12 protein-coding genes and 1 tRNA gene are annotated in these 18,845 nt (G+C 71.5%); 3 read left to right on the plus strand and 10 right to left on the minus strand.

Features of this window, described 5'->3' with window-relative positions; all coding sequences use genetic code 11:
- Positions 1-671 precede the first annotated feature (671 nt).
- Complete coding sequence (gene pap / locus CKO41_RS15795) at positions 672-2,228, minus strand: polyphosphate:AMP phosphotransferase (RefSeq protein ID WP_200382999.1); 1,557 nt, start codon at positions 2,226-2,228, stop codon at positions 672-674.
- Positions 2,229-2,271: 43 nt separating this feature from the next.
- Positions 2,272-2,694, minus strand: a complete 423-nt coding sequence (locus CKO41_RS15800; RefSeq protein ID WP_200383000.1) for an acyl-CoA thioesterase — start codon at positions 2,692-2,694, stop codon at positions 2,272-2,274.
- A gap of 670 nt (positions 2,695-3,364) precedes the next feature.
- Here CKO41_RS15800 and CKO41_RS15805 point away from each other — a divergent pair.
- A tRNA-Met gene (locus tag CKO41_RS15805) sits at positions 3,365-3,441 on the plus strand.
- Between the two features lie 246 nt (positions 3,442-3,687).
- Here CKO41_RS15805 and CKO41_RS15810 read toward each other — a convergent pair.
- The 4 genes from CKO41_RS15810 to CKO41_RS15825 all read right to left on the minus strand — a co-directional run bounded on the left by CKO41_RS15810 (position 3,688) and on the right by CKO41_RS15825 (position 9,533).
- Positions 3,688-4,131 carry a hypothetical protein gene (locus CKO41_RS15810; protein ID WP_200255293.1) on the minus strand — a complete coding sequence of 148 codons (444 nt, stop codon included), beginning with the start codon at positions 4,129-4,131 and terminating at the stop codon, positions 3,688-3,690.
- Between the two features lie 44 nt (positions 4,132-4,175).
- Positions 4,176-5,219 (minus strand): ABC transporter substrate-binding protein, encoded by a 1,044-nt coding sequence (locus CKO41_RS15815; RefSeq protein WP_200255295.1) that lies wholly within the window; start codon positions 5,217-5,219, stop codon positions 4,176-4,178.
- 88 nt (positions 5,220-5,307) lie between these two features.
- Positions 5,308-8,475, minus strand: a complete 3,168-nt coding sequence (locus tag CKO41_RS15820) for an efflux RND transporter permease subunit (RefSeq protein ID WP_200383001.1) — start codon at positions 8,473-8,475, stop codon at positions 5,308-5,310.
- On the minus strand, positions 8,475-9,533 hold the full coding sequence (locus tag CKO41_RS15825; protein WP_200383002.1) for an efflux RND transporter periplasmic adaptor subunit: 1,059 nt from the start codon (positions 9,531-9,533) through the stop codon (positions 8,475-8,477). The genes CKO41_RS15820 and CKO41_RS15825 overlap by 1 nt, the downstream gene beginning before the upstream one ends.
- Before the next feature lie 111 nt (positions 9,534-9,644).
- Between CKO41_RS15825 and CKO41_RS15830 the strand changes: the two genes are divergently transcribed.
- Positions 9,645-12,269, plus strand: coding sequence for a penicillin-binding protein 1A (locus CKO41_RS15830; protein WP_200383003.1), 2,625 nt, complete (start codon positions 9,645-9,647; stop codon positions 12,267-12,269).
- Positions 12,270-12,300: 31 nt separating this feature from the next.
- Here CKO41_RS15830 and hrpB read toward each other — a convergent pair whose 3' ends face one another.
- From hrpB to CKO41_RS15850, 4 genes are all read right to left on the minus strand, one after another.
- On the minus strand, positions 12,301-14,826 hold the full coding sequence (hrpB, locus tag CKO41_RS15835) for an ATP-dependent helicase HrpB (protein ID WP_200383004.1): 2,526 nt from the start codon (positions 14,824-14,826) through the stop codon (positions 12,301-12,303).
- A gap of 78 nt (positions 14,827-14,904) precedes the next feature.
- Complete coding sequence (locus CKO41_RS15840; RefSeq protein WP_200254888.1) at positions 14,905-15,243, minus strand: hypothetical protein; 339 nt, start codon at positions 15,241-15,243, stop codon at positions 14,905-14,907.
- A 447-nt stretch (positions 15,244-15,690) separates the two neighbouring features.
- Positions 15,691-16,620, minus strand: coding sequence for a diguanylate cyclase (locus CKO41_RS15845; RefSeq protein ID WP_200254890.1), 930 nt, complete (start codon positions 16,618-16,620; stop codon positions 15,691-15,693).
- A 351-nt stretch (positions 16,621-16,971) separates the two neighbouring features.
- Positions 16,972-17,514 carry a putative molybdenum carrier protein gene (locus CKO41_RS15850; protein ID WP_200383005.1) on the minus strand — a complete coding sequence of 181 codons (543 nt, stop codon included), beginning with the start codon at positions 17,512-17,514 and terminating at the stop codon, positions 16,972-16,974.
- Between the two features lie 211 nt (positions 17,515-17,725).
- Here CKO41_RS15850 and ychF point away from each other — a divergent pair, with 211 nt between their 5' ends.
- Positions 17,726-18,817 (plus strand): redox-regulated ATPase YchF, encoded by a 1,092-nt coding sequence (ychF, locus tag CKO41_RS15855; protein WP_200254894.1) that lies wholly within the window; start codon positions 17,726-17,728, stop codon positions 18,815-18,817.
- The last annotated feature ends 28 nt before the right edge of the window (positions 18,818-18,845 follow it).

Here is an 18,845-nt window from a genome sequence, read left to right on the forward strand (position 1 = left end):
TGAAAGCAATTCACATCGCCCCCCCGTATTCCTCGCTGACGGCCTCGATCCGAATGAAAAGCCGCCGCCGGGGCGGCATGAGGCCAGCGGTTTTTTTGAATTCAACGGGGTTTTCTTCCAGGCACTACATAAGGGACCAAATATGCATAACCTTCGACGGTGACAACCAAAACCCGTTGGTGGCAATACTTCGTTGTATTCGGATGTGCCATGTCGTCCAATAATCCACCCGAGCGCAAGCAAAAGACAATATCCTCGAACGAAATGCCTCGGTTCTCGATGATTTCGCGATTCTTCTCCGGGTTCCAGTTAATAGGCTTCATGCTCGGAGTCGTGACCGTTACATGTGGCAATCTTGGCGTTAGTGCGACTATAAGCTAACGTCAAGCCTAAGCCGACCCATGCTGCGCCATGATTAAGTATAACGACGGGGGCTTCCAGGAACGGAACCCGCGTTTTCCAGTATGGCGGATCGCCTTGTGCCTTGCAGGGCTTGCTCATAATTCCGGCCACCGAGCGGGCCGCCTGCCGGCAGCAGGAGGTAAGGCTCGGATATTGTGAGTTTTTATCTCCAAGTCCCCATCATGTAGGTGGGCCTTGGCCGGAACTATGAGCAAGGCCGGCGCGGGATGTTCCTGGCGGGACAAGGTGCGGACCTGGCCCGGTCGGCGTCATTTCTGCGCTTGGGGTGGCTCCGTGCCCTTGTCGCTGCACGAGAGGTGGTTGACGCTGATGCCCCGTTGCAGCGCGTCCTTCAGGCCGTCGCAGAGGATGCGCAGGACCTTGATGCGGGCGAACCGCTTGTCTTCGGCCTCGATCAGCGACCAGGGCGCCGTCTCGGTGCTGGTGCGGGCGATCATCTCGTTGGCAGCGGCCTTGTAGGCGGGCCACTTCTCGCGGTTGCGCCAGTCCTCGGCAGTGATCTTGTAGCGCTTGTAGGCGACCTGCTCGCGCTCCTCGAAGCGGCGCAGCTGCTCCTCCTGGCTGATCTGGAGCCAGAATTTGAACAGGATGATGCCGCTCTCGACGAGTTGCTCCTCGAACCGGCTGATCTCGGAGTAGGCGCGGCGCCACTCGGCGTTGGAGGCCAGGCCGTCCTCGACCCGCTCGACGAGGACCCGGCCGTACCAGGACCGGTCGTAGATGGTGAGGTAGCCGGCGCGGGGGATGTGGCGCCAGAAGCGCCACAGGTAGTGGTGGGCGATCTCCTCGTCGGTCGGCGCGGCGATCGGCAGGGCGCGGTAGAGGCGGGCGTCGATGGCGCCCGTGATCCGCCCGATGGCGCCGCCCTTGCCGGCCGCGTCGACGCCCTCGAAGACCATCACGGTCGAACGCTTGGCCTTGTAGGCCTGCCAGGCGAGTTCGTTGAGCTCGTCCTGGAGGCTGTGCAGCGCCTTCTTGTATTCATCGCGCCCGAGCCGTTGGGTCAGGTCGAGCTGGTCGATCAGGGTGACCTGGGCGGTCTCGACGTCCGGGAGGTCGAGGCCCTTGCTGGCCGATGGCGGGTCCTCGGGCTCGGGGTGGCTGAGCCGGGCCTTGATCGCCTGGAGCAGGGTCTTGCCGACGGTCAGGTCGCGGTAGCGGCGGTCGGTGGCCTCGATCAGGTACCAGGGCGAGATGCCCCGGTCGGTGTGGAGGATGACGCGCTCGGCGACGTGCTCGAATTCCTGGTAGTGCTCGGAGAACTTGCTCTTGTCCGGGAGCATCTTCCAGCGGCTGCGGTCGTCGCGCGAGAGGGCCTTGAGGCGGGCCTTCTGGTCGGCCTCGGACATGTGGAACCAGAACTTGACGATCAGGGCCCCGTCCTGGGTCAGCATCCGCTCGAAGTCGACGATGCGGTTGAGTTCGGCGTCGAGTTCGGCGTCGGTGCACAGGCCGCGGAAGCGGTGCTCGATCGGCATCTGGTACCAGCCGCCGAACAGGATCGCCAGCTGGCCGCGCTCGGGCAGCGAGCGCCAGAAGCGCCAGTAGCGGGGGCGGGCACGCTCCTCGTCGGTCTCGTCCCAGAAGGCGAAGGTCTGCACGCCGCGGGTGTCGAGCCACTGGTTGAGGCGGTTGGTGACCCCGCCCTTGCCCGCCCCCTCGAGGCCGGCGAGCAGGATTACGACCGGCATGTTGGTCTGGGTGAGCTCCCGCTGCACGGCGAGGAGTTGGGTGCGCAGCGCCTCCTGCTGGGCCTTGAAGTCCTGCTTCGTGACGCTGCGCCCGAGCTTGGTCGCCTCGAACATGCCGATTTTCCTCACGAGTGGCGCTCGGTGCTCGGACGAGCGCTCAGGGCGCTGCCGGCGTGTCCGGCTGAATCGGGCGCGGCCGGCCGTCGGGGCCGACCGCGACATAGGTGAAGGTCGCCATCGCGACCTGGTGGATGCTCGACGGATCCGGCTCGCGCTGCGCCCAGGCGTCGATCTCGACCGTGATCGACGAGCGCCCGACCCCCACCAGGCGGGCGTAGAGGTTGACCAGGTCGCCGACCAACACCGGGGCGACGAACCGGAACTCCTTGACCGCGACGGTCGCGATCCGGCCGCCGGCGATCTGGATCGCCACCGTGCTGCCGGCGATGTCGGCCTGCGACATCAGCCAGCCGCCGAAGATGTCGCCGTAGGCGTTGGTGTCGGCGGGCATGGCCGTCACACGGATCGCGAGGTGCCAGTCCCTCGGGTCGAGCGTCTCGGATACCGGCGGGCCGCTCATCGCGGGCCCTCGCTGGCGCGGTGGGAGGAGGGGGCGTATTGGGACTTCGACATGGCTTTCGTTCGTCTCCTCGGGCGATCGGGCCGTCACGCGGCGCCGGGTTCGGGGGCCATGATCCCCGCGATCGGATCCTCGGGCAAGGGTTGCGGGCGGGGTTCTCGGGAGCCGCCGTCGGGTTACAGCGCGCGCGGGCGGTTCCTTGTCATGGGAGGCCGTGCTAGCGCGCCTAACCCGACCTACGGGCCATGCCGATGCTCGCCTGGGCCGTAGGTCGGGTTAGCCCCCCAGGGCGTAACCCGACGGCCAGCCACGCGGCGCCCGCGGAGGTCGTTGTCGGGTGAAGGCGCGCGCGAGCGGTTCGTTGTCATTGGAGGCCGTGCCGGCGCGCCTAACCCGACGGGCCATGCCGATGCTCGCCTGGGCCGTAGGTCGGGTTAGCCCCCCAGGGCGTAACCCGACGGCCGGCCACGCGGCGCCCGCGGAGGCCGCTGTCGGGTGACGGCGCGCGCGAGCGGTTCGTGGTCATGGGGGGCCGTGTGGGCGTGCCTAGACCGACCTACGGGCCGTGCCGGTAACCCGACCGCGGCGGATCGGAACGCCCTCGTCGCGTCGCGGGGACACGTGGCGATTGACGTCGTGGGGGTCTGCTGCTAGAGTTGCGCGTCTTGCTGGCTACGTAGCTCAGTTGGTTAGAGCACCGCACTCATAATGCGGGGGTCGGTGGTTCGAGTCCACCCGTAGCCACCATTTTTCAACGCCTTAGGCGCTCCCCTTCTCTCCCTCTCCAGCACTGCGCGGTGCTTGTGCGATCTTCGCACGCGACCTTACGGGTCGTTCGTGCGGTTTGCAGCCGCGCTCCGTGCCGATCCGTCTTCGACGTCGGGCTATGCCCCGGTCATTCCTGCGCCTATCCCTGTCGCCGCACGTCCGTGAACCGCGAGCCGCCCGCCCGGTGGAGAGGCGGACGGCCGGGGTCGCCGACGCGGTGCTCGGTCAGTAGGCCACGGTCTTCGGTGGCAGCTTGATGTCGTGCTTGTGGTACCAGGCGCGGTCGAGCACCCATTCGACCCCGTCGGCCGCCGTGTGGTTGACGGCCACGCGGGCCGCCCGAGCCTCGTGTGCCCGCAGGCGCTTCAGGGCGGCGACCATCGCCGGATCGTTCGGCGCCTTGCCGGCCAGCTCGGGCTCGATCACCTGGAGGAATTCGAACGGCGCGACCTGCATGTCGTAGGGGCGGGTCAGGGTCGCGACGCCGCTCGCGAGCAGGACGGCCCGGAACTTGTAAGGGTATTCCTGGAGCATGGGGTCGTCTTTCAGCAGCGAGTTGACCTGCCAGACCTGGGGCACGATGCCGCCCGCCCAGCTGATCCAGAACAGGACGAGGATGCCGACGATGCTGCCGGTGATGACCAGGGATTTGCTATTGGAACGCTTCATCGTGTGGTTTCTCGAAGATGGCGGATGCGGGTCGGAGGCTCGCCTCAACCCGCCGGGCGACGGGGCGAGCGCAGGCCGAGCCAGGCGCCGACGACCAGGAGCCCGAGGCCGCCGAGGATCATGAGCAGCCAGGTGCCGGAGCGGCCGTCGCGCAGTTCGTAGACGGTCCCGGCGCCGATCGCCAGGTGCCCGACGCGCGCGACGATCGAGCCGATGCCGACCCCTTCGTCGATCGGGGCGACGGTGCGGGCCGTGGCGCGGGCCTCCAGATTATCCCGGTATTCTGCGAGATCGACGGCCAAAAGGCCATCGTCGGTGCCGATCCACAGGCGCTGAACGTCGGCCTCGTCGGCCGCGGCCCGATGGAGGGCGAGGATGCGCTGGTCCGCGAGATCGGCACCGAGGGGCTGCCAGTCCTGCCCCGGCCCGTCCTGCCAGTAGAGCCCCTGGTCGGTGCCGGCGAGCAGGCGTCCGCCCGCTGTGACCGCGAAGCTCAGGACCTTGACGCCTTCGGGCAGGCCGCGGCTGTTCGGCTGCCAGGGTTCGAGGCGCTGCGCCGCGGCGACCGAGTAGATCCCCTCGCCGATCGTGCCGACGTGCAGGTACCGCTGCCCGTCGCGCGTCTGGGCCTGGAGCCGGTAGGCGAAGGACCCCGTCATCGGCGCGTGCCAATGCCCCTCGGCGAGGACCCGCACGCCGTCGTCGCCCGCCAGCACGAGCCCATCGTCGAGCTCGAGGAGATCGAGCACCCGCGGCGCGGCGGCGAGCGGCACCCCGGCCTGCCACCAGAGGCCGCGCGCGGTGCCGACCGGGTGGTGGCGCGGCTCGCCGATCAGGACCGTGATGACCCGGTCCTCCGGATCGACCCGTTCGCGCGTCCAGAGCCCGTCGCGATACCGCCAGATCTGGCCCGCCTGCGTGGCGGCGAGCAGCGAGTCCCCGTCGCCGGCGGCGAGGGCCGTGACGTGATCCCCGCTCGGCAGGCCGATCGGCACCAGGCGGGGTTCGCCCGGGGTCAGGAAGGCGGCGGTGAGGAGGAGCAGCCCGAGGGCGGCCAAGACGGCGGCGGAGAGGCGTTGCGAGTGCATCGTTCGCTCCCGAGGGTGGAGTCGGTCGGGGGGCGGCGGCCGCGCTCGTGCGCGGTCGCCGCGGCGGTATCAGGCGCGGGCCATGATATCAGGCACCGTCGCCGGGCGGGTCGGCGACGGCCTCGTGCCCGTGCCGGCGGTGCCGTTCCTGCCATTCGATGAGCAGATCCCAGGCGACCGGTACGACGAAGAGCGTCAGCACCGCGGCGGTCGCGATACCGGTCACGAAGGTCGCGGCCATCGTGCCCCAGACCACCGAGTAGCTCGGGATGCCGATGGCCATCGGCAGCAGGCCCAGGATGGTCGTGAGGGCCGTGAGCAGGATCGGGCGCAGCCGCGTGTGCACGCCGGCGACGATCGCCTCGCGGCGCGTCGCGCCCTCGCGGTAGCGTCGGTTGATGAAGTCGAGCAGGACCAGGGCGCCGTTGACGACCACCCCGGTGACGCCGACGATGGCGATGAAGCTGTTGACGGTGAAGACGGTGCGCGTCGCCAGGTGGCCGAAGACGACGCCTATCACCGCGAACATGACCGCCGAGAGGACGATCAGGGGCTGGGCGTAGGAGCGGAACTGGGTCGCGAGGATCAGGTAGATCACGAGGATCGCGAGGCCGAAGGCGCGGGTCAGGCTATCGAAGGAGCGCTGGGTCGACTCGAAGGCCCCGCCGAAGGTGATGGTCGCGCCCGGGAAGCGGTCGCGGATCGTCGCGTAGTGGTCCTCGGTCCAGGCGACGACGTAGGGCGTGGAGATCGGCGCGTCCGCGCGGATGTCGGCCGTGATCGTCAGGCTGCGTTGGCCGCGGAAGCGGTGGAGCTCGGCCGGTTGGGTCTCGATGCGCGGGCGGACGATGTCGCCGAGGTGGACGGGTCCGCTCGGATGGGGCATGACCGGTAGCGCGAGCGCCGCCGCCGGGGTGTCGAGCGCGGCCGGGTCGATGCGCAGCTTGAGGTCGACCTCTTCGTCGACGAGGCGGTAGGTGCCGATGTAGCGCCCATCGAGGACGGCCGCGGCGATGCGCGCCGCGGCCCCGGGCGTGAGGCCGTGTTCCTGGGCGCGGGGGGCGTCGACGGCCAGGCGGTAGACGCGCGCTGGGCGGCCGCGGTCATCGCCGAGCCCGACCAGGTGCGGGCCGATCTCGGGGGCCTCGCGCAGGGCCGCGAGGAGTGCGTCGCTGAGCGCCGCGACCTGCGCCTCGTCGCCGCCGACGACGCGGATCGTCACGTCCTTGCCGGCCGGCGGGCCGTCCTTCTCGGCGCGCACGCGGATGCGGAAGCCCTCGCCGCCGAGGGCCTCCTCGAGCCGCGCGCGGACCTGCTCCAGGTGGGCGAGCGGGTCGGCGAAGGCGCGCGCGTCCTTGGTCGGCATCGCCACCGCGACCATGCCGGTGTTCAGCGCCAGTTCCTGTTCGTAGTCCTCGTTGACGATGAAGCCGGCGAAGCCGGCCGCCGAGCGGGCGTAGCCCTCGCCGTCGGCCAGGATCAGCCGCGCCATCGCCCGGACCTTCGCGTCGATCGTCTCGATCGGGGTGTCGGGCGGCCCCTCGATGGTCGCGTAGTAGAGGTTGTAGTCGTCGGGGAAGAACTGGATGCGGATCAGCGGCGCGATCCCGGCCACCGACACGCCGAGGATCGCCACGGCCGCGACGAAGGCGATCAGGGTCGCGGCGAGGCTCTTGCGGCGATGGCGCAGGGCCACCCCGATCAGCCGGTCGGTGACTCGGCGCAGCCACGGGAGCGGCCAGGGGTCGCGGGGCGCGCGAGCGGCGCGCGAGGCCGGCCGGGGGCCGAAGTCGCGGTAGTGCAGCGGCAGGATCAGCAGGCACTCGAAGAGCGAGGCGACGATCGCGAAGGACACGGCCGTCGGGATCTGGGCGAAGAATTCGCCGGTCGAGCCGGTCATGATCAGCATCGGCAGGAAGGCGGCGACGGTCGTCGCGCTGGCCGAGATGACCGGCAGCATCACTTGGCTGGTGCCGCGCACGATCGCCTCGGCGAGCGACAGGCCGCGCTGGATCTGGCGGTAGATGTTCTCGACGACGACGATCGCGTCGTCGACGATGATCCCCGAGACCAGCACGAACGAGAACAGGGTGATCTCGTTCAGCGAGTGGCCGGTGATGTTCACCAGGACCATGGTGACGAGGAACGAGAAGGGGATCCCGATCGTCACCAGCGCGGCGTTGCGCAGGCCGAGGAAGTACCAGAGGATCAGGCTCACCAGGCAGATGCCGACGGCCAGGTTCCAGCCGAGCGTGCCCATCGCCTCCTCGATGTAGAGGGTCGAGTCCTGGGTGAGGACGACCTCGACGCCCTGCACGGCGAGGCTCGGGCGGGCCTTGGCGACGATCGCCTGGACGGCCGCGTAGATCTCCAGCGCGTTGCCCTCGGGGACCTTGAGGATGCGCAGCGTGACCCCGTCCGCGCCGTTGACGCTGGTGATGACGTTGGGCCGGCGGTAGCCGACGTCGGCCGCCGAGATCAGGTCGGCGACGGTGACGAAGGACCCGTCGAGGTCGCGTCGCACGACGGTCTCGAGGACATCGGCGCGGGCGTCGAAGCGCTCGTCGACCCGCACCGTGAACTCGCCCGAGGCGTCGGTGAAGCTGCCCGCCGGGATGCTCAGGTTCGCGTCCTGGAGGGCCGCGGCGACCTCGTCGAAGCTCAGGCCGTAGGCGATGAGGCGGGTCGGGTCGAGGACCACGTGGAATTCGCGCGTGTACTCGCCCATCAGCTCGGCCTCGGCGACGCCGGGGATCTGGGCCATGCGCACCTGAAGTTCCTCGGCCATCAGGGTCAGCGCCCGGTTGGTGCGCTCGCCGACCAGGTTGACGGCGACCACCGGCAGCCAGTAGCCGGTGCGGTAGAGGGTGAAGGTGGGCGGCTCGACGGCGGGCGGCAGCTCGCCGAGCGCCCCGAGGACGCGGAAGCGCAGCTCGTCGTAGAGGGCCTCGTAGTCGGTGTCGTCCTGGAACTTGACGCGGATGCTCGCGATCTCCCGGCGCGAGGTCGCGCTGATCAGCTCGACCTGCTCGAGCCCCTCGAGTGCCTCCTCGATCTCGGTGACCACCAGGGCCTCGACGTCGGCCGGCGAGGCGCCCGGGTAGATGAAGTCGATCTGGGCATCGCCCATCATGACGTCCGGGTAGCGCTCGACGGGGACGCTCAGCACCGAGAAGGCGCCGGCGACCATCAGCACGACGAACAGCAGGTTGAACAGGACCTGCTGGCGCAGCGTGAAGCGGACGAGGCCCTCCATCAGTCGTCCCCGGCGAGGCGAAAGCGCTGGCCCGGGCGGAGCGTCGGGGCGCTCACGCGCACCAGGTCCCTGGCCGCCCCGTCGGCCGGGTCGAGGAGGACGACGCGGACCCGCTCGCCGTCGGCGCGCACCACCCAGTGCTCCTCGTAGCTGCCGGCGACGGCCGCCGTCGGTAGCAGGACCGTGCCGTCGTCCTGCGGCACGCGCAGCGCGAGTCGGGCGCGCAAGCCGCCGCGGCGCGGCTGCGGGTCGCCGCCGAGCGCGAGTTCGATGGGGATCTTGCGGGTCGCCGGGTCGAAGCCCGGGTTGACGCGGTAGAGGCTGGCCGACACGGTTCGCCCGAGGTCGGGCAGCGTCAGCACGAGGTCCTCGGCCTGACGTTCGAGCGCCGCGTGCTGTTCCGGGGTCAGCGCGAAGGGCACGAGGAGGGTCGTGAAATCGGCGACGGCGCCGAGCGTCTCGCCGACCCGCACCCATTGCCCGGGCTCGACGGCGCGGGCCGTGACCCGCCAACCGGGCGGGGCCTGGATACGGGCGCGCGCGAGGCGCTCGCGCAGCGTGCGTTCGCGGATCTGGAGCGCCTGGAGCTCGCGGCGGTTGCTGCTCAGGGTCTGCTCCAGCGCCTCGGCCTGCGAGGCCGAGACACTGTTCTGCCGGGCCAGTGCGCGGTAGCGCTCGGCCTCGCGGCGATCGAGCGCGATACGCTCGCGCAGCCGCGCCTGCTGGACGAGGACCTCCTCGAGCTCCAGCGCGATGAAGGTCGTGTCGATGCGGGCGAAGAGGCCCTCGTCGCCGATCGCATCCCCGATATCATAGAGGACCGCCTCGACGCGGCCCTGGGTCTCGGTGACGAGCGGCAGCTCGGCGCGGGCGCGCGTGAAGCCGGTCAGGACGACCTCGCGCTCGGCGGGCTCGGCGGTCGCGAGCCGTTCGGCGTCGTCGGTCGGCGGCGCCGCGAGGCTGGGCGGCGCGGCGAGGAGCCAGAGGGCGAGGCCCAGGTGGCGCGGCAGGCGGCGGATCGCGGGGCGGTGTGGTCGGGCAGCGGGCGTCGGCGACATCTTCGAGCGTCCGGTCGGCAAATGGAGTGGTCCCTTCGGGCGGGAGAGTGTAAGGCATTCGGGCCGGTCTGTTCGTCGACCGGACCCTGTCGAGCGAGGCGAGGGCGGGACATGGACCAGAGGCGCGAGAGCAGCCGCCAGGCCGGGCGGCGCCACGGTGGGGTCGGACCGCGAGGTGGTGCGGCCCGCCTGCGCGTGACGCGGCCGGCGCCGCCCCGTCCGGTCGCCAAGGTGCCCGCTGCTCGGCGGCGCTCGCCGGGACCGCTCGGCTGGCTGGCCCGGCTCGTCGCGGCGGGGCTCGCGGTGCCCTTCGACCTGGCCCTGCTCGGGGCCGCGGCGGCGGCCGTCTACCTCGCGACCATCGTGCCGGGCCTGCCCTCGCTCGCGGGGCTGCGCGACGTGCAGTACCGCGAGCCGCTGCGGGTCTACAGCGCCGATGGGGCGCTGATGGCCGAGTTCGGCGTCCAGCGTCGCCAGCCGGTGGCCTTCGCCGCGATCCCTCCGCACCTGATTCAGGCCTTCCTCGCCGCCGAGGACAGCCGCTTCTTCGCCCACGAGGGGATCGATCCGGTCGGGCTCGCCCGCGCCGCGCTCGAGGTCGCGCGCAGCGGCCGCCCGACCCAGGGCGGCAGCACCATCACGATGCAGCTCACCCGCAACCTGTTCCTGACCCCGGAGAAGACCCTGCATCGCAAGGTCGCCGAGTTGATCCTGGCCCAACGCCTCGAGCGTGAGCTCGATAAGCACGAGATCCTGGAGATCTATCTCAACAAGATCTTCTTCGGCCACCGCGCCTACGGCATCTCGGCGGCCGCCGAACTCTACTACGGCAAGCGCCTCGCCGATCTGACGATTGCCGAGATGGCGATGCTCGCCGGGATACCGAAGGCGCCCTCGGCCCTCAACCCGGTCACGAATCCGATCGCGGCGCGCGCCCGGCGCGACCACATCCTGGGGCGGATGCTCGAACTCGGCTCCATCGATGCCGATCAATACCGCCAGGCGGTGACCCAGCCCGACATCGCCTACCTGCATCGCCGGCCGATCGAACTCGCGGCCGGTCATGCCGCCGAGATGGCCCGCCGCGAGATGGTCGAGCGCTACGGCGAGGCGGTCTACGGCGAGGGGCTGCGCGTCTACACGAGCATCGACGGGCGCCTGCAGCTCGCCGCCCAGGCGGCGCTGCGCGACGGGCTCCTCGACTACGATCGGCGCCACGGTTACCGTGGCGCCGAGGGCCGGTTCGACCCAGCCGCCACCCCAGTGGCCACCCCAGCCGCAAATCAGGCCGCAAATCAGGCCGCGATGGACGCCTTCCTCGCCGCGGTACCGGCGCTGCCGGAGCTGCGCGCCGGGGTCGTCGTCGCGGTCGGTGCCACGACGGCCGAGGTCTATCTCGGCGAGGGCCGCTCGGCGACGTTGCCGCGCGCGGGCCTGGAGTGGGCCCGGCCCTACCGCAACGAGGACAGCCGCGGTCCTGCCCCGCGCCGCCCCAGCGAGGCCGTGGCCGTCGGCGACCTGATCCGGCTGCGCCAGGACGATGACGGGGGCTGGTCGCTGGCCCAGGCACCGGCCGTGACCGGTGCCTTGGCCGCGATCGCCCCCGAGAACGGCGCCATCCTCGCCGTGGTCGGCGGCTATGCCTTCGAGGCGAGCGCCTTCAACCGCGCCGTCGACGCCCGCCGCCAGCCGGGCTCGAGCTTCAAGCCCTTCGTCTACGCGACGGCCCTGAGCCGCGGTTGGACGCCGGCCAGCCTGCTGCGCGACGAGCCGATCCGCATCCCCCAGAGTCGCGGCCGGACCTGGGCGCCGCGCAACGCCGATGGGCGCACGCTCGGGTCGATCCGCCTGCGCGTCGCGCTCGCCAAGTCGCGCAACCTCGCGACGATCGATCTGCTGCGCGACCTCGGGGTCGCCGCCGCGCGCGAGCACATCGAACGCTTCGGCTTCGCCCCCGAGACCCTGCCGAACGGCCTGTCGCTCGCGCTCGGCACCGGCGAGGCCTCGCCGCTGCAGATGGCCGCCGGTTACGCGGTCTTCGCCAACGGCGGCTACCGCGTGAGCCCCTATCTGATCCAGCGGATCGAGGCCCCGGACGGCACCGTCCTCTTCGCGGCCGACCCGCCGCGCGCGTGCTCGGACTGCTGGGCGCGCTACGGCGACACCCCGGCCGCGACCCGCCCGCTCGCGGTGGGCACGGCGGCCTCCGGGCCGGCGACGGCCGAGCGCGTCCTCGACCCGCGCGTCGCCTACCAGATGACCTCGATGCTGCGCGACGTCATCGAGGACGGTACCGGGCGGCGGGCGCTGGCCCTGAAGCGAAGCGACGTCGTCGGCAAGACCGGGACGACCAACGCGGTGCGCGACTCCTGGTTCTGCGGCTACCAGAAGGACCTGGTGGCGGTCGCCTGGATGGGCTTCGACGGCTTCACGCCGCTCGGGCGCGGCGAGAGCGGCGGGCGGGCGGCCCTCGGCGTCTGGATGGACTTCATGGGCGAGGCCCTGAAGGACAAGCCGGAGGCCGTCCTCGACCCCCCGCCCGGGCTGGTGCGGGTGCGCATCGATCGGCGCACCGGTGCCGAGACCGACGCGGACGGACCGAACACGATCGAGGAGCTGATCCCGAGCGAGTACCACTGGCTGCCGCTGGGGGCGGCGCCGGATCCCGTCGGGGAGCCGCTCGCCGAGCCGGAGCCGCCGGTGTCGGTCCCGGCGCTCCTCGATCGCCTGTTCTGACGCCTGCCCTGACTGGGGCAGCGCCGGGCGGTCAGCGGCGCCGCTTCAGGCCGCCGGCGAGCGGGGCCGCTGCGGTCGGGTCCTCGGGCCAGTGGTGTTTCGGGTAACGGCCGCGCAGTTCCTTGCGCACCTCCGGGTAGCCGCGCGCCCAGAAGCCGGCCAGGTCGCGGGTCACCTGGACCGGGCGGCGGGCCGGGGAGAGGAGGTGCAGCATCACCGCGACCCGCCCGCCGGCGACGGTCGGGGTCGCCGCCGCGCCGAAGAGTTCCTGGAGCGGAACGGCCAGGACCGGCACGTCGCCGGCGCCGTAGTCGAGCCGCCGGCGCGTGCCGGCCGGGGTCGTCAGCCACTCGGGGACCTCCTGGTCCAGGCGCTGGCGCTGCGGCCAGGCGAGCCGGGCGGTGAGGACCTCGGCGAGATCGAGCCCCCGCACATCGGCCAGCCGGTGCCGGCCGACGAGCCAGGGGCCGAGCCAGTCGGCGACGGTCGTGCGCAGCGCGGCGTCGTCGAGGTCCGGCCACCCGGCCTCGGGCTCGAGCCGCCGCAGCAGCGCGACGCGCGCCTGGAGCTGACGCGCCCGCTCGCCCCAGGCGAGGGCCTCGTCGACGCGCGCCGCGACCTGCTCCAGCAGCAGGGCCGCGGCCGCCGTCGGGTCACCGATCGGCTGCGGTCGGGCGGCGAGCACGAGCGTCCCGAGCCGGGTCTCGTGGCGGGCCGCAACGGCCTCGCGCTCACGGTCCCAGCGCAGGGTCTCGGTCGTCTCCAGGCGTTCGGCCAGCCGCGTCTGCAGCTCGGCCTCGGCGATCGGCAGGGCCAGGCGGATGCGCCCGTCCTGGCCGGCGGCGTCGAGGTCGGCGACGACCAGGTAGCGGTGGCGGGCCAACGGGTCGTCCGGCGAGAGCCGCACCCCGGGGCCGGCGGCGAGCCGGTAGCGGGCCGCATCGGCGCCGCGTTGCTGGGCGATGCGGTCAGGGTAGGCGAGGGCGAGCAGGGCGCCGGCGTCGATGGGGTCCGCGAGCGGTGCCTCGGCGCTCCCGGCGTCGGCGAGCCGACCCGCGAGTTCGCGGCTCAGCCGCGCCGCCGCGGCGAGGCGGCGCCGATCGAGGCCATGCGTCGGGCGGCGCTCGCGCCAGGCGGTGAGGGCCTGGAGGCGCAGGCCGAGGTCGGCCGGGGTCGCCTCGCCGGGCACCGCGAGCCAGGGGTCGCGATCGGAGAGCAGGGCGGCGAGGTCGCAGGCGAGTGGCCGGCCCGCCGGGGGCGCGGCGGCCAGCAGCCGGGCGAGGCGCGGGTGCACCGGCAGCTCGGCGAGGCGTCGGCCGAGGCGGGTCAGCCGACCAGTGGCGTCGAGCGCCCCGAGGTCGCGGAGCAGGGCGACGGCCTGCGCCCAGGCGGGGGCCGGCGGCGGATCGAGCCATTGCAGGTCGCTCGGGTCGCGCACTCCCCAGAGGGCGAGCTCGAGGGCCAGCGGCGCGAGGTCGGCCTGGAGGATCTCGGCCGGGCGGTGCTCGGGGCGGCCGACCTCCTGCGCACGCGTCCAGAGCCGGTAGGCGGTGCCGGGGCCGAGCCGCCCGGCGCGCCCGGCGCGCTGGGTGGCCGAGGCCAGCGCGATCGGCTCGGTGACGAGCCGCGCGAGGCCGCTGCCGGGGTCGAAGCGGGGTTTGCGGGTCAGCCCGCAGTCGACGACGGTCGTGACCCCCTCGATCGTGACGCTGGTCTCGGCGATGTCGGTGGCGAGGACGACGCGCCGTCTCCGTGCGCCGTCCGGGCGTAGCGCCCGGTCCTGTTCGGCCGTCGTCAGGCCGCCGTGCAGCGGCAGCAGCTCCAGATCCGGGGCGGCGCGCGCCTCGAGCAGGCCGCGAACCTGCTCGATCTCGCGGGCGCCGGGCAGGAAGACGAGCAGGTCGCCGCCCTGTTCGGCCAGCGCGCGGCGCACGCCGTCGGCGACCGTCGCGGCCAGGTCGCGCCCGGGCGGGCGCTCCGCATAGTGGATGGCGATGGGATGGGCGCGCCCGCCGGCGCGGATCACCGGGGCGCCGCCGAGGCGCGCCGCGATGGCGGGCGTATCGAGGGTCGCCGACATGATCAACAGGCGCAGGTCGGGGCGCAGCGCGGCGACCGTGTCGAGGGCCAGCGTGAGGCCGAGATCGGCGGTCAGCGTGCGCTCGTGGAACTCGTCGAAGATCAGCAGGCCGACGTCCTCCAGGGCCGGGTCACGCTGGAGGCGGCGGGTCAGGATGCCCTCGGTCAGGACCTGGATGCGGGTGTCGGGTCCGAGGCAGCGCTCGAAGCGCATCTGGTAGCCGACGCTCGCCCCGGGCGGCTCGCCGAGGAGGCTCGCCATCCGCAAGGCGGCGAGCCGCGCGGCCGGGCGGCGCGGCTCGAGCATCAGGATCTTGCGCCCGGCGAGCCAGGGTGCCTCGCGCAGGGCCAGCGGCACCCGCGTCGTCTTGCCCGAGCCGGGCGGGGCGGCGAGGACGGCATGGCCGCGCCCGAGGGCCGCGGCGAGGTCGTCGAGGACCGCGTCGATCGGCAACGCGTCGCCGGCGGGGTCGCTCATCGCGCCGGTCGGGGCCTCGTCGCTGTTGCGCTCCCCGGCGGGCGGGCGAACGGCGCCCTGGGGCTCATGGCGGCGGGCTCATTGGGCCGGGGCCGCGAGCCCGACCGGCCGCTCGGCGAGCCGCGCGGTGAGCTCGGCACAACCGGCCCGATCGGCAACCCAATCGATCTCGCCGCCGGGCAGCCCGCGGACCTTGGCCTTGACCTGCGCCAAGGCGGCGGCGATGAGCTCGTCGGCGCCCTCGTCATCGAGGCGACCCTGCTCGTGGGCCGTCTCGACGGCCAGGCAGATGCCGATCTGCGAGCCTTGGATCAGGCCGCTCGCGGCACCGAGGCTGGTGCCGAAGCCGAGGGCCAGGAAGGCCCCGAGCACGCCGCCGATGATCGCCGTGATCATCGCCCAGAGAAATGTCTTCATCGTCGAGTCACCATCGGTGGGGAATGGCCGTTGCCGGCTCGTGGCGGTCATTATCCTAAAAACGGCAGTCGACCGCTTCGCCGAGGCGTCGGCAGACGACGCCGATGCTCACGGTCAGGTGGATCGCCCCGCCGTCGGTCTCCAGCGGCAGCCCGTAGGTCGGGTTAGCCCCTCAGGGCGTAACCCGACAGCCGGCAACGCGGCTCCGAGGCCCCTGTCGGGTTACGGCGCGCGCAATCCTTTGTCTTACTCGGACCGCCGTGCCAGCGCGCCTAACCCGACCTACGGGCCGTGCTATCGGCGCAGGCGACGCCGGCGGATCAGAACGGATCCGCCGTGTATTGCGCCTCCTTGTGCCTTGCCGGACACCCCGCGCGGCGCACCTCGGGCACCGTCCAACTGCCGCTCTTGGGATTGCCGCCGATCTTCATCGAGGCCATGCGGTCGTCATGCCGGGTCAGGGCCGTTCGTCGTCTCCGGTCGGTCCCCGGGGACGGGGAAGACGCGATTGCGCCCGGCGCGCTTGGCCTTGAAGAGGCGGTTGTCGGCGATCTGCAGCAGCGTCTCGAGCCCCACCTCGCCGAGGCGTCGGCAGACGACGCCGATGCTCACGGTCAGGTGGATCGCCCCGCCGTCGGTCTCCAGCGGCAGCGCACCGATGGTCTGGCGCAGGACCTCGGCGAAGGCGATCGCCTCGCCCTCGTCGCGGTACGGGGCGAGGAGCGCGAATTCCTCGCCGCCGATGCGCCCGAGCAGGCCGCCGGCGCCGAGCGCTTGTGCGAGCGCGTCGGCCACCAGGCGCAGGGCGCGGTCGCCGACGGCGTGGCCATGGCGGTCGTTGACCTGCTTGAAGTGGTCGATGTCGATCATCAGCGCGCTCAGGGTGCCGTTGCGCGCGCGGACCTCGTTGCACAGCGCGAAGCCCTCGGCGAAGAAGGCACGGCGGTTGTAGAGGCCGGTCAGCTCGTCGGTGACGGCCATCTTGCGCAGCCGCTGGAGGGCCCGGCGGTAGGCGATCTGGATGCGCACCCGGGCGAGCAGTTCCTTGCTGCGGAACGGCTTGGTCACATAGTCGCTGCCGCCGACGTCGAAGGCGCGGATCAGGCTCTCCTCGTCGGTGCGGGCGGTGATGAACAGGATCGGGATGTCGCGTAGCGCCGGGCGCGCCTTGATGATGGTGCAGAGTTCGTAGCCGTCCATGCCGGGCATCATGATGTCGAGCAGGATCACGTCGGGGCGTGCCCGCTCGAGGATCGTCAGGGCCTCGGTCGCATCGGCGGCGGCGAGGACCTCGTGCGGGCGCAGCAGCCGCCGCAGGATGTCGAGGTTGGTCCGATTATCCTCGACGACCAGGATGGTCGCGGTCTCCTCGATCATGACAGTCCGTATTCAGGGGCTCGGGCCTCTCGGCGGTGGTCTTGGTCTAGGGCCTCGCAGGGCCTTCTCGATGCCGCTCGGCCGTTGGCGACGGGTGCGCGAAGCGCCGGTTCGACGCACGGCATGGCACGCCAGCGCGTCATCCTAGGAACGGCAGTTGACCGCTTCGCCATCGATTCAAGTCTTTGAAATAATATCGAATACTTGCGCGACGCAGGTTCACCAGCGAGGTGAGGGGCGCTACGACCCCCGCGGGACGCACCTCAGAGGCCGTCCAACTGCCGCTTCTAGGATCATGCGGCCTCTTTCGTTCGGAGCGCTGTGATCCAACGCTCGCTATGATAATCATGATCAATGATGGCGGTCTTGCCCAACGGACGCATCGGTGCCCCCTGTGTTCCAAGGCGCTGAAGGGACCCGGCGCGCCGCGCGCGCGGTGAGCCAAGCAAGAAAGAGGCGCGTGCAGAGGGTGCGCGCCTCGGCCTCGATGCCGGGCGCCCCGGATTCGCGCGGCCCCGCGCAGTTGAGGACCTGGACGCCGTGGTCGAGCAGCCATTCGACGACGGCTGCGATGGCCGGCGGCTCGGACAGGTCCCAGGTCAAGAGCGGCCGGTCGAGCCGCCGTGCGAGGTCCGCCGTCAGCGCGGTGCCGCCACTCAGCGGGCCGCGGTGCAGGATCAGCGTTGCGTCGCTGTCGCGGACGTTCCAGGCGGTGCGCTGTCGGTACGCGGCGACGGGCGTCTCGATCAGCGGGTAGCGGGCCGGGATCGGGCCATCCTCGGCACGCCGCCCGCGCGGACACCAGCCACCGATCGCAAGCCCGAGCGCCGCGGCGGCGTCGAGCGCGGCGCGGTCTACCCCCGTCTGCCCGCCGGAGACCACGCGCGGGCTCATCGAGCCTCCAGAAGATCATCCGTGTTCATCCGCGAAGATCCGTGGCAAAAACAGAAAGAAGCGATCGGCCACGGACGAGCACGGATCGACAGGGGGCGGATCGGTGTCCGAGCGCCCTCGACCGCGCCGGTATCGGGCGGTGACGGTCTGCGATTGGCGGTCCCGCCGACCCATCGGCTAACATTCCACGTTTTTCAGGCGACAAGCGAATATGGGATTCAAGTGCGGTATCGTGGGTCTGCCCAATGTCGGCAAGTCCACCCTCTTCAACGCCCTCACGCAGGCGACCATCGCGGCGGAGAACTACCCCTTCTGCACGATCGATCCGAACGTCGGCGTGGTGCCGCTGGCCGATCCCCGGCTCGACGCCATCGCCGCGATCGTCAAGCCGCAGAAGGTCATCCCGACGACGATGCAGTTCGTCGACATCGCCGGCCTGGTCGCCGGCGCCTCGAAGGGCGAGGGACTCGGCAACAAGTTCCTCGCCAACATCCGCGAGACCGATGCCATCGCCCACGTCGTGCGCTGCTTCGAGAACGATGACGTGATCCACGTCGCGGGCCAGGTCGATGCGGTGCGCGACATCGAGGTCATCGACACCGAGTTGGCGCTGGCCGACCTGGAATCGGTCGATAAGGCCCTCGACCGCGCGGTGCGCGCCGCCAAGACCGGGGACAAGAAGGTGCTGGCCCGCAAGGCGCTGCTCGAGCGGGTGCGCGAGGCCCTCGATCAGGGGGTGCCGGTGCGCGCGATGGGGCTCGATGAGGATTCGCGCGACGAACTGCGCGACCTGTTCCTGCTGACCGCCAAGCCGACCATGTATGTCGCCAATGTCGCCGAGGACGGCTTCACCGACAACCCGTTGCTCGCGGCGGTCGAGGCGCTCGCTGCCCGCGAGGGGGCCGAGGTCGTACCCGTCTGTGCGGCCATCGAGGCCGAGCTCATGGCCCTCGATGAGGCCGAGCGGGCCGATTTCCTCGCCGAACTGGGGCTCGCCGAACCTGGGCTGAACCGCGTCGTGCGCGCCGGCTATCGGCTGCTCGGCCTGGAGACCTATTTCACGGCCGGGCCCAAGGAGGTGCGCGCCTGGACCATCCCGCGCGGCGCCCGGGCGCCGCAGGCGGCCGGCGTCATCCACAGCGATTTCGAGCGCGGCTTCATTCGTGCCGAGGTCATCGGTTACGACGACTTTATCGCCTGTCGCGGCGAGCAGGGGGCGAAGGAGCAGGGCAAGCTGCGCTCCGAGGGCAAGGATTATGTGGTCTGCGACGGCGACGTCATCCACTTTCGCTTCAATGTCTGATCCCGCCGAGCGCGGGCAGGGTGGGGGC

Origin of the sequence: Thiococcus pfennigii, assembly GCF_016583835.1 — a bacterium.
Taxonomy (GTDB): Bacteria; Pseudomonadota; Gammaproteobacteria; order Chromatiales; family Chromatiaceae; genus Thiococcus; species Thiococcus pfennigii.

What these genes read in the sequence shown, in the direction of transcription:
- pap (WP_200382999.1), bottom strand. Translation starts at nt 2,228, where the DNA reads ATGTTCGAGGCGACCAAGCTCGGGCGCAGCGTCACGAAGCAGGACTTC.
- CKO41_RS15800 (WP_200383000.1), bottom strand. Translation starts at nt 2,694, where the DNA reads ATGAGCGGCCCGCCGGTATCCGAGACGCTCGACCCGAGGGACTGGCAC.
- CKO41_RS15810 (WP_200255293.1), bottom strand. Translation starts at nt 4,131, where the DNA reads ATGAAGCGTTCCAATAGCAAATCCCTGGTCATCACCGGCAGCATCGTC.
- CKO41_RS15815 (WP_200255295.1), bottom strand. Translation starts at nt 5,219, where the DNA reads ATGCACTCGCAACGCCTCTCCGCCGCCGTCTTGGCCGCCCTCGGGCTG.
- CKO41_RS15820 (WP_200383001.1), bottom strand. Translation starts at nt 8,475, where the DNA reads ATGGAGGGCCTCGTCCGCTTCACGCTGCGCCAGCAGGTCCTGTTCAAC.
- CKO41_RS15825 (WP_200383002.1), bottom strand. Translation starts at nt 9,533, where the DNA reads ATGTCGCCGACGCCCGCTGCCCGACCACACCGCCCCGCGATCCGCCGC.
- CKO41_RS15830 (WP_200383003.1), top strand. Translation starts at nt 9,645, where the DNA reads ATGGACCAGAGGCGCGAGAGCAGCCGCCAGGCCGGGCGGCGCCACGGT.
- hrpB (WP_200383004.1), bottom strand. Translation starts at nt 14,826, where the DNA reads ATGAGCGACCCCGCCGGCGACGCGTTGCCGATCGACGCGGTCCTCGAC.
- CKO41_RS15840 (WP_200254888.1), bottom strand. Translation starts at nt 15,243, where the DNA reads ATGAAGACATTTCTCTGGGCGATGATCACGGCGATCATCGGCGGCGTG.
- CKO41_RS15845 (WP_200254890.1), bottom strand. Translation starts at nt 16,620, where the DNA reads ATGATCGAGGAGACCGCGACCATCCTGGTCGTCGAGGATAATCGGACC.
- CKO41_RS15850 (WP_200383005.1), bottom strand. Translation starts at nt 17,514, where the DNA reads ATGAGCCCGCGCGTGGTCTCCGGCGGGCAGACGGGGGTAGACCGCGCC.
- ychF (WP_200254894.1), top strand. Translation starts at nt 17,726, where the DNA reads ATGGGATTCAAGTGCGGTATCGTGGGTCTGCCCAATGTCGGCAAGTCC.